This is a genomic window from Mycobacterium colombiense, assembly GCF_001665835.1.
GTDB classification, from domain to species: Bacteria; Actinomycetota; Actinomycetes; order Mycobacteriales; family Mycobacteriaceae; genus Mycobacterium; species Mycobacterium colombiense_A.
On record NZ_LZSX01000032.1, the window covers coordinates 167,985 to 181,436 of the forward strand.

Here is a 13,452-nt window from a genome sequence, read left to right on the forward strand (position 1 = left end):
CGAACGCGGCTAGATCTTGCTGATCGGGGCGTGGTTGTGCATCAGCTTGACCCGCCCGGAGCTACCGAAGTCGATCAGCGACATCGCCGATTCGCCGACGCCGGACACCTCCTCGACCCGACCCAGCCCGTACTTGTCGTGCGTCACCCGGTCACCTGCCGCGAGCACCAGTAGCGGACGCTTGCTCATCCCCGAGCGGGTCGGGGCGGCCCGTGGCGTGCCGAACCGGCCGGCGCCGCTCACCGGCGCGCTGAACGACGGGGCCGGCGCCGTGCGCCGCCATTCGATGAGCTCCTGCGGAATCTCTTGCAGGAAGCGCGATTCCGGGTTGAGCATGGGCTGCCCCCAGGACGACCGGACGATGGCCCTGCTCACGTAGAGCCGTTGCCGCGCCCGAGTGATCCCGACGTAGGCCAGCCGCCGCTCCTCGGAGAGTTCGACCGGATCGTCCAGCGACCGCATGTGGGGGAACATTCCGTCCTCCCAGCCGGTCACGAACACCACCGGAAACTCCAGGCCCTTGGCGGTGTGCAGCGTCATCAGGGTGACCATGCCGGCGCCGTCCTCGGGGATCTCGTCGCTGTCGGAGACCAGCGAGACCCGCTCCAAGAACTCCGCCAGCACACCGGTGTCCGGCACGTCTTCGTCTTCGGGGGTCTGCAGCGACTCGCCCAGCGCCGCGGCGTTGGCCCGGTCGGTACTGAATTCGTGTGCCACGCTGACGAGTTCGTTGAGGTTGTCCAGGCGCGCGAGCTCCTGGGGATCGGTCGAGGATTCGAGTTCGCGGCGATATCCGGTGCGTTCGAGCACCGACTCGACCAGGTCTCCGAGATCGTCGTCCAGGCGGCCGCGCAGGTCGTCGAGCAGCTCGACGAAACCGGCGATCGCCTTCTCCGCACGCGAATTCAGCATCGGCACTTTGCCTTCGGCCGCGGCCACAAGCGCATCGGCGAAACTGGCGCCGGTGTTCTCGGCGTACACCGCCACGCACGCCTCGGCGCGATCGCCGATGCCACGGCGCGGGGTGTTGAGGATGCGTCGCATGCTGACCGCGTCCCCGGGGTTGTCCAGCACCCGCAAATAGGCGACGATGTCGCGAATCTCCTTGCGCTCGTAAAAGCGCACTCCCCCAACGACTTTATAGGGGATTCCGGCGCGGATGAACACCTCTTCGAACGACCGCGACGAGTTGTTGGTGCGGTAGAAGACGGCGACGTCGTTATAGGTGATCTCGCCCTTCTCGGCGAGCGCGTCGATCTCCTCGGCGACGAACCGGGCCTCGTCGTGCTCGTTGTCGGCGACGTACCCGACGATCAGCTCACCGGCGCCCTCCGCGGTCCACAGCCGCTTGTCGCGGCGCCCGGAGTTGCGGGCGATCACCGAGTTGGCCGCGGACAGGATGTTCTGCGTCGAGCGGTAATTCTGTTCCAGCAGAATGGTTGTCGCGTCCGGGTAGTCGCGTTCGAAGTCCTCGATGTTGCGGATGGTGGCGCCCCGGAACGCATAGATCGACTGATCGGCGTCGCCGACGACGCACAGTTCCGCGGGCGGCACCTCGTCGGACACCTCGTCGCTGCCGCGGCCGGCCAGTTCGCGCACCAGCACGTACTGCGCGTGGTTGGTGTCCTGGTACTCGTCGACGAGGACGTGCCGGAACCGCCGCCGGTAGTGCTGGGCGATCTGCGGGAAGGCCCGCAGCACCGCCACGGTCTCCCCGATGAGGTCGTCGAAGTCCAGCGCGTTGGCCGCCCGCAGCCGCCGCTGGTATTCCCCGTAGACGCTGGCCACCGTGCGGGACAACTCGTCGGAGTCGTCGGTCAGGTTGCCCACCGCCTGCGCGGGGTCGATCAGCTCGTTCTTCAGGTTGGAGATGGCATTGGCCAGCAGCCGCGGCGAGTAGCGCTTGATGTCGAGGCCCATGTCGCGCCCGATCATCTGCAACAGGCGCCGCGAGTCGTCGGCGTCGTAGATGGAGAAGTTGGAGTTGAGGCCCTCGATCAGGGACGCCTGGTTGCGCAGGATGCGCACGCAGGTGGAGTGGAAGGTGGAGACCCACATAGCGCGGGCCCGGTTGCCCACCAGCCGCACCACCCGTTCGCGCATCTCGGCGGCGGCCTTGTTGGTGAAGGTGATGGCCAGCACCTGGCCGACCCCGACCCCGCGTTCCGCGATGAGGTAGGCGATGCGGCGGGTCAACACCGCGGTCTTCCCCGAACCCGCACCCGCGACGATCAGCAGGGGGGAACCCTCATGCACCACCGCTTGGCGCTGTTGCGGGTTGAGGCCCTCGAGCAGTTGATCTGCTTCGGAGGCCGGCTTGGCATCTGTTGCGTGCACACTCATGTCAGTCCAAACTTACCGCCGCCCACTGACGCACAGCGCCCTGGCATCAGACCAGGCTAGTGGCCCGGGCGGCCGGGGCGGCGTACGCGGACTCCCGAGAATTCGGCGTGTCGGAATGCAATTTGGACAACCGGATTTCGTCCGGCGGGATAATTGCACCTGAGTCAAAAAGCGCAGCTTAAACCCGATTTCTTTGCGCGGTCGCCGCGTTTGGTGGCACACTCGGTCTGTGCTCAACGTGCAGTGCCGGCGAGGCTCCTCGACCCAGGAGTGGCGCCGCCGATTTCCCTGCGGGTACCGGTTCGCGGTGCCCGTGGCCTAACTGCTTCCGCAGAGCCCCGTGGTCCGCTTTCGGCACCCGGGGCTCGTCTTTTGTGAGGCCCGATACTGCATGAGACCAGAACCAGAACCCCCACATCACGACGACGATGCGGAGTCAGCAGAGATGAACATCGACACGGTGGAGACCCAAGAGGTCACCGACATCGACGAGTTGCGCCAAGAGATCGACCGGCTCGACGCCGCGATTCTCGCAGCGGTGCAGCGGCGCACCGAGGTGTCACAGGCGATCGGCAAGGCCCGGATGGCGTCCGGCGGCACGCGGCTTGTGCATAGCCGCGAAATGAAGGTCATCGAGCGCTACAGCGAGCTCGGCCCCGAAGGCAAGGACCTGGCGATACTGCTGCTGCGATTGGGCAGGGGCCGGCTCGGCCACTGACCTCGGCGGTTCATTCGCCCGCCGCAGAGCTCCCCGCTACACCTGGCTCCGTCACGTCACAGCCCATAGGGTCGAGGCATGACCTCCGTGCACACCCTCCCCGACATCACCGGCACTCCGGCGTGGGACGCCCTGCGCAGGCATCATGAACAAATCGGCGACACCCACCTGCGGCAGTTCTTCGACGACGATCCCGATCGCGGCCGCGAACTGACCGTCTCCGTCGGCGACCTCTACATCGATTACAGCAAGCACCGCGTCACGCGAGAAACGCTGCGGCTCTTGGTCGATCTGGCCCGCACGGCCAACCTCGAAGAGCGCCGCGACCAGATGTTCGCCGGTGTGCACATCAACACCTCGGAGGATCGCGCGGTCCTGCACACCGCGCTGCGACTGCCCCGGGACGCCGAGCTGGTCGTCGACGGCGAAAACGTTGTCCAGGACGTGCACGAGGTGCTCGACGCCATGGGCGAATTCACCGATCGGTTGCGCAGCGGTGAATGGACGGGGGCCAGCGGGAAACGAATCAGCACGGTGGTCAACATCGGCATCGGTGGATCGGACCTCGGCCCGGTGATGGTCTATCAGGCGCTGCGTCACTACGCGGATGCGGGGATCTCGGCGCGGTTCGTCTCCAACGTCGACCCGGCGGATTTGATCGCCACCCTGGCCGACTTAGACCCGGCCACAACACTTTTCATCGTCGCGTCGAAGACGTTCTCGACGCTGGAAACCCTGACCAACGCCACGGCCGCGCGCCGCTGGATCACCGACGCCCTCGGCGACGCCGCGGTGTCGCAGCATTTCGTCGCCGTCTCCACCAACAAACGTCTGGTCGACGACTTCGGTATCAACACCGACAACATGTTCGGTTTCTGGGATTGGGTCGGCGGCCGCTATTCGGTGGACTCGGCGATCGGCCTGTCGGTGATGGCTGTCATCGGCCGAGAAGCCTTCGCGGACTTTCTTTCCGGGTTCCACATCGTCGATCGGCATTTCAAAACCGCGCCGTTGGAGTCCAATGCGCCTGTCCTGCTTGGGCTTATCGGCCTGTGGTACTCCAACTTCATGGGCGCGCAATCGCGCGCCGTGCTGCCGTACTCCAACGACCTGGCGCGCTTTGCGGCCTACCTGCAACAGCTGACCATGGAGTCCAACGGCAAGTCGACCCGCGCGGACGGCAGCCCGGTCACCACGGACACCGGTGAAATCTTCTGGGGCGAACCGGGAACCAACGGGCAGCACGCGTTCTACCAGTTGTTGCACCAGGGCACCCGGTTGGTGCCCGCCGACTTCATCGGCTTCAGCCAGCCCATCGACGACCTGCCCACCGCCGAGGGCGACGGCAGCATGCACGACTTGTTGATGAGCAACTTCTTCGCCCAGACCCAGGTGCTGGCCTTCGGCAAGACCGCCGAAGAGATCGCCGCCGAAGGCACGCCCGCGGATATCGTGCCGCACAAGGTGATGCCCGGTAACCGGCCGTCGACCTCGATCCTGGCCAACCGGCTCACCCCCTCCGTCATGGGCCAGCTGATCGCGCTGTACGAGCATCAGGTCTTCACCGAGGGCGTGATCTGGGGGATCGACTCGTTCGACCAATGGGGTGTGGAGCTGGGCAAAACCCAAGCCAAGGCGCTGCTTCCGGTGATCACCGCGGACGGTTCGCCGGCGCCGCAGTCGGACAGCTCCACCGACGCCCTGGTGCGCCGCTATCGCAGCGAACGCGGGCGAACCAGCTGACTCAGGCGAACATCTTGGTCAGCTGCGGCGGCAGCACCCGCATCAACTGCACCAGCGGGGCCCACGGCCACCACGGCACCACGGCGCGGCCGGGCTCTCGTTCCATCGCGGCGACGAGCGCGTTGACGCCAGTTTCGTTGTCCACCATCAACATTGTGCTGTTGGACTTAGCCGTCATCTCCGACTCGATGTAGCCGGGCTCGATGACCGAAACCTTGACGGGTCCCTTGGCGTATTCGGCGCGCAGCGATTCACCCAGTGAGCTCACCCCGGCCTTGCTCGCCGCATAGGCCGCCTTGACGCCCGGCACGCCCTTGTTGCCGAGCACCGACGAGATCAGCACCAGGTGGCCCGAACCGTTCTCGTTGAACATCTCCAACGCGGTCTCGGTCTGCACCAGCGCCGAGACCAGGTTGGTCTCGATGGTGGCCTTGTTGGCCCACAGCTTGCCGGAGCCCAGTTTCGCGCCCTTGCCGATGCCGGCGTTGACGACGATGCGGTCGATGCCGCCCAGTTCGTCGCTGAGTTCGGCGAACACCTTCGGGACGGCCTCGTGGTCGTTGACATCCAGCGCGGCGACCGCGATCTGAATGTCCGGATACTTCTGCGAGAGCTCGGCTTTCAGCTCATCGAGCCGGTCGGTGCGACGCGCGCACAGCGCAAGGTCGCGGCCCTTGGCGGCGAAGGCGCGCGCCATGCCGGCGCCCAGGCCGGAGCTGGCACCGGTGATGAGGATCTTCTGGCGAGTCATCGGGGCAGCATATCGACAGGTGTCAAGTCTCGGTCCGGCGACTACTTCAGCAAACGCGACATGCGCCGGTCGGCCAGGATCTTGCCGCCGGTCTGACACGTCGGGCAGTACTGGAAAGACTTGTCCGCGAACGACACTTCGCGCACGGTGTCTCCGCATACCGGGCAGGGCAGCCCGGTGCGGGCGTGCACCCGCAATCCGGAGCGCTTCTCGCCCTTGAGCGTGGCCGCCCCCTGCCCGACGGACCGGCTCACCGCGTCGTTGAGCACCGAGATCATCGCGTCGTGCAGCGCGGCGAGCTGCGCGTCGGACAGCTTGCCGGCGGTGGCGAACGGCGAAATGCGTGCGACGTGCAGGATCTCGTCGCTGTAGGCGTTGCCGATCCCGGCGATCACCTTCTGGTCGGTGATGACCGTCTTGATCCGGCCGGTGTTGCCGGCCAACAGATTGCCCAGCGCGTCGAGGTCCAGGTCCAGCGCGTCCGGGCCGAGCGCGGCGATCCCGGGGACCTGGACCGGGTCGTCGACCAGCCACACCGCCAGCCGCTTCTGGGTGCCGGCCTCGGTGAGGTCGAAGCCCGGCGCCTCACCGGGTGTGCCCAGGTGCACCCGCAGGGCGATCGGGCCCTTGCCGGGCCGCAGCGGCGCCGCGGCCAGCCTGTCGGACCAGCGCAACCAGCCCGCACGCGACAGATGGGCGATCAGGAAGAGATTGTCGGTGCGCAGCCCCAGGTACTTGCCCCACCGCTCGGCCCCGACGACGGCCTGGCCGTGCAGCGCGCTGATCGGCGGGTCGAAGGTCTTCAGCACGGACAGGGCGGCGATGTCGACCCGCCCGATCGTCAGGCCGACGGCGTGGCGCCGTAGATGGTCGACCAGAGCTTCGATCTCGGGTAGTTCGGGCACGGTTTCAGTGTGCCGGTCGCAGCAAATAGGTGTCCATGATCCAGCCGTGCCGGGCGCGGGCTTCGGCTCGCAGCGAAACGATGCGGGGACCCACCTCGCCGACCGTGCCCGCGATGAGCAGTTCGTCGTCGGTCCCCAGGTAGGCGCCCCACCAGATTCGCGTGTCGGGCGGGCAGACCTGGAACGAGCAGTCGGCGTCGAGCATCACGACGGCGGATCCCGCGTTCGGTCCGTGGGTGCGCAGCTGCCGCCCGGTGGTGATCAGAACGGGTTCGCCGACCTCGTTGAGGGGGATGCGGTGCCGGGCGGTCAGCGCCTGCACGGCGGTGATGCCCGGGATGACGTCGAACGTGAAGGCGACCCGTTCGGCCACCGCGTCGAGGATGCGCAGGGTGCTGTCGTAGAGCGACGGGTCGCCCCAGGCCAAGAACCCGCCGACGCCGTGCGGACCCAGCTCGGCGGAGATGGCGTCGGCCCAGATCTGCGCGCGGGCGGCGTGCCAATCGGCAACCGCGTCCCGATAACCGGCGTCGTCGGCCCGCTTGGGGTCGGGCAGCTCGACGAAGCGGTAGCCCGGCTCACGGATGAAACGGCCGCAGATCTCGCGTCGCAGCGCCACCAGGTCGCTCTTCTGCTCGCCCTTGTCCATCGCGAAGAACACCTGGGTGTCGTTGAGCGCCTCGATCGCCTGCACGGTCACGTAGGCGGGGTCGCCGGCCCCGATGCCGATGACGTGAATGTGCCGGCCCACTACGCCCGCCTCCTGATGCTCGTTGCCCGTCAGATTGCCGAATCGCAACCTCCAGTATCTAGCCGGGACCGCAAGTACCCAGTACCATGGGTACCGTCTGAACACCGAACGGAGGGACGCCAGCGATGACTACTCCGGTGAAGCCAGGCGGACCGAGTCGTGAAGACTTCTCGGACCGATTGCTGAAGGGCTCGGTCAAAAAGTCCTACGAACCCGTCGTCGACATCGACTGGGACGCCCCGCTGGACCCGGACAAGTTCTATCTGCCGCCGCGGCTGGTGTCGCTCTACGGCACGCCGATGTGGGACGAGATGACCCGCGAGCAACAGATCGAGCTGTCCCGGCAGGAATTGGTCAACACGCTGTCGGCCGGAATCTGGTTCGAGAACATGCTCAACCAGGCGCTGCTGCGCACGATCCTGCACGAGGACCCGACCAGCCGGTCGACCCATTACAAGCTGACCGAACTGGGCGACGAGACCCGCCACATGGTGATGTTCGGCAAGGCGATCGAACGCATCGGCGCCAAACCGGTGCGCCCCAAACTGTTTCACCGGATGATCATCAACTGCCTGCCGCTGGCGTTTCAGCGCGGCTCGATGCTCTGGGTGGCTGCCCTGATCGGTGAGGAAATCTTCGACTCGCTGCAGCGGCAGATGATGGACGACCCCGAGCTGCAACCAATCATCCAGCGGCTCATGCGGATTCACGTCACGGAAGAGGCGCGCCACATCCAGTTCGCGCGCGACGGTGCCCGCAAGCGCGTCGTCGAGATGCCCCGGTTCAACCGCTGGTTCATGGCCAACATCAACGGGCTGGGCGGCTACTTCTTCAACTACCTGTTCAGCAATCCCGTCCCGTATGCGCGAGCGGGTCTCGACCCCAAGCGGGCCCGCAAGGTCGCGCGCACCAGTCCGCATCGTCGCGACGTACAGGTTGCCGGATTCGCGCCACTGGCGGCGTTTTTGACCGAGGTCGGCCTGATGGGCTCGATCGCGCGCCGCGGCTGGAAGCGCAGCAGGTTTCTGTGACGCAGCCGCGGGACCGCGCCGAGCGCCGCTGCCACATCGCCGTCGTCGGGGCGGGCGCCTGCGGCCGGAGCGCCCAAAGCGCCTTGCTGGCAGCCGGTTTCACCGACCTGGTGATGCTCGAGCGGCCCACCCCGGACGCGCGCTTTGACGACGGCTCCGATACCTGGCTGTTGACCACGGCGGAGGGCGACCAAATCAAGGCCGATGTCGTCGTCGCCACCGACCCTCCGGCGCAGCGGCCCTGGCTGCCCCGCGTCCCCGGACGCGACGAGTTCGGCGGAGCGGCGTTTCACGCCGCGGCGTGGGATCCCGGATTCGATCCGTCCGACAAGCAGATCGCGGTAATAGGCACCGACGCCGCCGCCGCCCACCACCTCGGGCGGCTGGCCCAAGCGGCGGCGTCGGTTACCGTGTTCGCCCACGCACCGCGCCGCGTCGTGCCCGACATCCCGGTGTGGTCCACCCGCGCCACACGCTGGCTGCGCCGCCGCACACCGGCCTCGCGATCCCGGGTCGCCATCGCCGGGTCCGCGATCGAGGCGATCACCGCATCGGGCGTGCGCACAGCCGACGGCGCCGTCCACCGCGTCGACGCCATCATCTACGGCACCGGCTACTTCATCCCCGAGGACGCCGCCGACCAGACCCTGGTCGGCTCGGCCGGGCTGACCATCCGGCAGGCCTGGCACGACGGCATGGAGCCGTTCTGCGGGGTGGCGATTCGCGGGTTCCCCAATTACTTCTTCGTCGCCGGTCCCGATCCGGATGCGCAGGCGCGCTACGTCGCCGAATGCCTGAAAGCCATGGGGCGCACGGCCAGTGGCCGCATCGAAGTACGCGCCAGCAGCCAGCGGGTGTTCAACGAGCGCGCCCAGTTGCGACCGGCTGAGCCGCCCTCGGTGGCGTCCGCCTTCGACCTCTCGGCCAGTGCGCCCGCCGGTGAAGACACGTACGACGGCGCCGCCACGCTGGAGATCGCCGGCGCCCACCACCCGGTACGGGTCCGGCTGACCGGTCACCTGGACCCGATCGACGGCCGCTACCACTGGCAGGGAACGGTGTTCGGTTCTCCGTCGGGGCCCTTGGCCGGCGACATCCTCAAGCAATCACGGACCGGCACGCTGACGGTCGGGGAGCGCAGCGCGCCGGCGCGCATCGTCGAACAGACACCGTGGGGGACGCACTCGGTCGCCGGAGTGGGCGCTCCCCCCTACGCGCTGAGCAACCATTGAGCCGATAAGTGCACCGCCGCGTCGGCTGACGCGCGGCGTGATGATTGATGCCTTTTGCGCTGGTTAACCATCTGTTTTTCCGGGCATACCGAAAAGTTTGGCGGTGGTCACCGCGTGGTAACCCCGGGGGAAGCGCTTGCTGGGCATTTGACTCCATAGCGCGTCGGGGCGGATTGGTCGACTCCCCGACGGGTGTGGGAGGGGGGCGCATGGTGCTTTCGTTGCGGGCTTGCGGCATGGACTTACCGGGATCCCAATCGCAGCCTGGGGTTTCCGGCTGTATCGAGGCCGCTGGTTCGCGAAGTACACTTTTGCCGCGGAGAGCGGATACTCAAGCAGTCGGCCCGGCATGATGCGAGGAGCGGGAAATGGAACCGGACGCCAGGACCGAGCTGGGATGAGCCCGGTGGCCATTGGGATGCGGACCGATGACTCGGTTGCCGTTCTGACCGTCGACGGCGAGCTTGATGCCGCCCAATCCAGCGCACTTCGCGAACGCATCCTCAAAGCCACGCTGGACGATGCTGCCGCCGTGATCGTCAACGTCTCCGGCCTCAAGGTGCACACCGAATCGGCATGGGCGACCTTCATGGGCGCGTACTGGCAGGTCGGCAGCGCCCCCCACATTCCGATCGTGCTGGTCTGCACCAACCGGGCGGCCCGCGATGCGATCACCAATAGCGGTGTCACCCACGTCATGCCGGTCTATGCGAGCGAGAAAGCCGCGCTGAAGGCGATCGGCCAGAACAGCCGCCGCCCGGTGCGGCGCGCCGATGTGCAGCTGCCCGCGGACCTGACCAGCCTCCGCGAGTCACGGCGGCTGGTCCGCGAATGGCTCACCACCTGGTCGCAGTCCAAGCTCATTCCGGTGGCGCTGGTGGTGGTCAACGTGTTCGTGGAGAACGTGCTGGAACACACCGCCAGCGTTCCGGGGGTGCGCATCGAAGCGCAGGGCACCACGGCGACCATCGCGGTGTCGGATGCGAGCAACACACCCGCGGTGCGACTGCCGTCGCCGAAGAAGGGTATCGACGTGTCCGGGCTGGCGATCGTCGACGCGCTGTCCCGAGCGTGGGGCAGCACGCCCACCTCGTCCGGGAAGACGGTGTGGGCGGTCATCGGCCCCGAGAACCAGCTCTAGCCCAAACCCTGTTCTAGTCGGAGGCCGGGGCGCCGCCGCGCCGATCTGCCGGTTGTGCTGAAACTAGAACACGTTCTAGTGTCGACTGACGACCCCTTCAGGAAGGCAGATGACGTGCGGTTTACCTACGCAGAGGCGATGACGGACTTTAGGTACTACATCCCGCTGGCCAAGGCAGCCGAGGCGGCCGGCTACGACGCCATGACGATCGCCGACAGCATCGCCTACCCCTTCGAATCCGACTCGAAGTACCCCTACACCCCGGACGGCAACCGCGAATTCCTGGACGGCAAGGAGTTCATCGAAACCTTCGTGCTCACTTCGGCATTGGGCGCGGTGACCACGAAGCTGCGGTTCAACTTCTTCGTGCTCAAGCTGCCCATCCGGCCACCGGCGTTGGTGGCCAAGCAGATCGGGTCGCTGGCCGCGATGACCGACAACCGGGTGGGCTTCGGCGTCGGCACCAGCCCGTGGCCCGAGGACTACGAGTTGTTGGGTGTCCCGTTCGCAAGGCGCGGCAAGCGGATGGACGAATGTATCGAGATCATCCAGGGCCTCACCACCGGCGACTACTTCGAATTCCACGGCGAGTTCTACGACATCCCGAAGACCAAGATGACCCCGGCCCCCACCAAGCCCGTCCCGATTCTGATCGGCGGCCACGCCGACGCGGCGCTGCGGCGCGCGGCGCGCCTGGACGGCTGGATGCACGGCGGCGGCGACCCCGAGGAACTCGACCACCTGCTGGCCAAGCTCAAGAAGTTCCGCGAAGAAGCCGGCAAGAGCGGGCCGTTCGAGATCCACGTGATCTCGGCCGACGCCTACACCGCGGACGGCATCAAACGGCTCGAGGACAAGGGCGTCACCGACGTCATCGTCGGCTTCCGCATCCCCTACATCAAGGGCAAGGACACCGAGCCGCTGGACAGCAAGATCCGCAACCTGGAGATGTTCGCCGAGAACGTGATCGCGAAGCTTTAGCGGCGGTCGCAAGCGCGGCGGTAAAGCGTTACAGCACATCCCATTTCGGAGCACGCTTTTCCCGGTGCGCCATCGCGGCCTCGACCGGGTTGTTCGTGAAGCCGCTGAGGATCTGGGTACGGTTCTCGATCTCTATGGCATGGCGCAGGCTGGGCGCGTCCAGCGCGGCGTTGAGGCCAATCTTGGTCTGCCACACGCCGTATGCGTTGTTCTCGGCGATCGAGCGGGCCAGCTTGAGCGCGGCCGGCATCAGCTCATCGGGGGCGACGACCTCGTGCACCAGCTTGATGCGATAGGCCTCGGCCGCGTCGATGATGCGACCGGTGAGCATGAGTTCGCGGGCCACCCCGGCGCCGACGATCTTGGGCAGCAGGTAGCTGGTGCCCATGTCCATCGACGAGAACCCCGCCTTGATGAACACCGAACCGAACCGCGCCTGCTCGGAGGCGACCCGGATATCGCAGACCAACGAGAACGCCAGCCCACCCCCGACGGCAACACCGTTCACCGCGCCGATCACCGGAATGTCCATCTCGTAGATCCGGGTGTACAGGGTGGCCAGCCGGACCTGGGCGTCGTAGTTGACCTTGAACGCCGGGGTGGTCGGCTTGTTCTGCGTCCAGGGCCGGCCGGTGCCGCTCAGGTCGGCGCCGGCGCAGAATCCGCGTCCGGCACCGGTCAGGATCGCCACCCGGTACTCACCGTTGTCCAGCACGTCCAGGGCCTCGTGGACGCCGTCGATCAACGACCCATCGATGGCGTTGAGGCGCTCCGGCCGGTTCAGGGTGATGCACGCGATGTTGTCTTCGAGACGTTCCAGTGTCACTGCAGCCATAGGGGAACCGTAAGCGACGTCGCTCTTTACCGAGGAGGCATACCGTGGTTTTGCCACCACATCGAAGGAGCAGCCATGGCACGAACCGAAGGTGACACCTGGGACCTGGCCAACAGTGTGGGCGCCACCGCCACCATGGTGGCCGCGGCCCGGGCGGCCGCGACCAAACGCCCGCAACCGGTCATCACGGACGAGTTCGCCGAGCCACTGGTGCGCGCCGTCGGGCTGGACGTATTCACCAGGCTGGCGGCCGGCGAACTCGATTCAATGGACCTGGAGAAGGGTGTCGGATTCTCGCGGATGGTGGACACATTCGCCGCCCGGGCCCGGTTTTACGACGACTATTTCGCCGCGGCAGGGCAGGCCGGGCTGCGCCAGGTGGTGATCGTGGCATCGGGCCTGGACTCGCGGGCCTACCGGCTGCGGTGGCCGTCCGGGACGACGGTGTACGAGATCGACCAGCCGGAGGTGATCGCGTTCAAGACGGCGACCCTGGCCGAGATCGGCGCGGCCCCGACCGCCGAACTCCGCACCGTGGGTATCGATTTGCGTGAAGACTGGCCGGCGGCATTGCAGGCTGCGGGCTTTGACCCGGATCAAGCGACGGTGTGGCTCGCCGAGGGCGTGCTGATCGGGTTCCTTCCGCCTGAGGCCGAAGTTCGGTTGCTGGACGCCATCATTCCGTTGTCCAGCGAGGGGAGCCGGTTCGCCGCGGACTTCGGGACCGTCGCCCCGACGACGCCGGAGGGGCAGGAACAGGCCCGGCTGATGACCGAGGGGTGGCGACGGCAAGGGCTCGATCTGGACATCGCCGGCTTGGCCTACCCCGGTGAGCACACCGACGTCGCCGCGCATCTGGCCGCAAACGGCTGGGATACCACCACATTTCGGCTCACCGACCTGTTCTCCGCCGCGGGCCTACCGGAACTGGAGCCCGCCGAGCATCAGGTTCCCGCCAGCACGATCAGCTTCGTCAGGGCGGTGCGGCTCTAGCCGACGCGCAGGCGCACACTCGCTCGCG

At 66.9% G+C, this 13,452-nt stretch carries 12 protein-coding genes and 1 pseudogene; 7 read left to right on the forward strand and 6 right to left on the reverse strand.

All coding sequences use genetic code 11. From position 1 onward, the window contains the following. Positions 1–9: 9 nt before the first annotated feature. A complete protein-coding gene (gene pcrA, locus A5760_RS07370; RefSeq protein ID WP_064879191.1) occupies positions 10–2,343 on the reverse strand; it encodes a DNA helicase PcrA in 2,334 nt (777 codons plus the stop codon). Between the two features lie 391 nt (positions 2,344–2,734). On the opposite strand from pcrA, the gene A5760_RS07375 reads away from it, so the two are divergent. After that, entirely contained in the window at positions 2,735–3,061 is a 327-nt protein-coding gene (locus A5760_RS07375; RefSeq protein WP_082279377.1) for a chorismate mutase, read from the forward strand. 78 nt (positions 3,062–3,139) lie between these two features. After that, positions 3,140–4,804, forward strand: coding sequence for a glucose-6-phosphate isomerase (pgi, locus tag A5760_RS07380; protein WP_064879195.1), 1,665 nt, complete (start codon positions 3,140–3,142; stop codon positions 4,802–4,804). A 1-nt stretch (position 4,805) separates the two neighbouring features. On the opposite strand, the gene A5760_RS07385 is transcribed toward pgi, so the two are convergent. The 4 genes and pseudogenes from A5760_RS07385 to cobF form a co-directional block, all read right to left on the reverse strand. Beyond that, on the reverse strand, positions 4,806–5,555 hold the full coding sequence (locus tag A5760_RS07385; protein ID WP_064879197.1) for an SDR family oxidoreductase: 750 nt from the start codon (positions 5,553–5,555) through the stop codon (positions 4,806–4,808). A gap of 41 nt (positions 5,556–5,596) precedes the next feature. Beyond that, entirely contained in the window at positions 5,597–6,085 is a 489-nt protein-coding gene (locus tag A5760_RS27230; protein WP_419538228.1) for a zinc finger domain-containing protein, read from the reverse strand. 132 nt (positions 6,086–6,217) lie between these two features. Next, positions 6,218–6,460: pseudogene (locus A5760_RS27235) on the reverse strand (DNA-formamidopyrimidine glycosylase family protein); the annotation flags it as partial. Positions 6,461–6,464: 4 nt separating this feature from the next. Further along, complete coding sequence (gene cobF, locus A5760_RS07395) at positions 6,465–7,211, reverse strand: precorrin-6A synthase (deacetylating) (protein ID WP_064879318.1); 747 nt, start codon at positions 7,209–7,211, stop codon at positions 6,465–6,467. Positions 7,212–7,336: 125 nt separating this feature from the next. On the opposite strand from cobF, the gene A5760_RS07400 reads away from it, so the two are divergent. The 4 genes from A5760_RS07400 (at position 7,337) to A5760_RS07415 (ending at position 11,596) form a co-directional block, all read left to right on the forward strand. Continuing rightward, entirely contained in the window at positions 7,337–8,242 is a 906-nt protein-coding gene (locus A5760_RS07400) for an AurF N-oxygenase family protein (protein ID WP_064879200.1), read from the forward strand. Further along, on the forward strand, positions 8,239–9,474 hold the full coding sequence (locus tag A5760_RS07405) for a DUF4873 domain-containing protein (protein ID WP_064879202.1): 1,236 nt from the start codon (positions 8,239–8,241) through the stop codon (positions 9,472–9,474). Before A5760_RS07400 ends, A5760_RS07405 begins: the two co-directional genes overlap by 4 nt. A 397-nt stretch (positions 9,475–9,871) precedes the next feature. Further along, the gene (locus A5760_RS07410; RefSeq protein WP_064879204.1) at positions 9,872–10,615 is read left to right on the forward strand and encodes an STAS domain-containing protein; all 744 of its coding nucleotides are present in this window, start codon (positions 9,872–9,874) and stop codon (positions 10,613–10,615) included. A gap of 114 nt (positions 10,616–10,729) precedes the next feature. Beyond that, a complete protein-coding gene (locus A5760_RS07415) occupies positions 10,730–11,596 on the forward strand; it encodes an LLM class flavin-dependent oxidoreductase (RefSeq protein ID WP_064879207.1) in 867 nt (288 codons plus the stop codon). A 28-nt stretch (positions 11,597–11,624) separates the two neighbouring features. Here A5760_RS07415 and A5760_RS07420 read toward each other — a convergent pair whose 3' ends face one another. Next, a complete protein-coding gene (locus A5760_RS07420) occupies positions 11,625–12,431 on the reverse strand; it encodes an enoyl-CoA hydratase/isomerase family protein (protein ID WP_064879209.1) in 807 nt (268 codons plus the stop codon). Positions 12,432–12,506: 75 nt separating this feature from the next. Between A5760_RS07420 and A5760_RS07425 the strand changes: the two genes are divergently transcribed. Continuing rightward, positions 12,507–13,424, forward strand: coding sequence for a class I SAM-dependent methyltransferase (locus A5760_RS07425; protein WP_064879211.1), 918 nt, complete (start codon positions 12,507–12,509; stop codon positions 13,422–13,424). Positions 13,425–13,452: the final 28 nt, after the last annotated feature.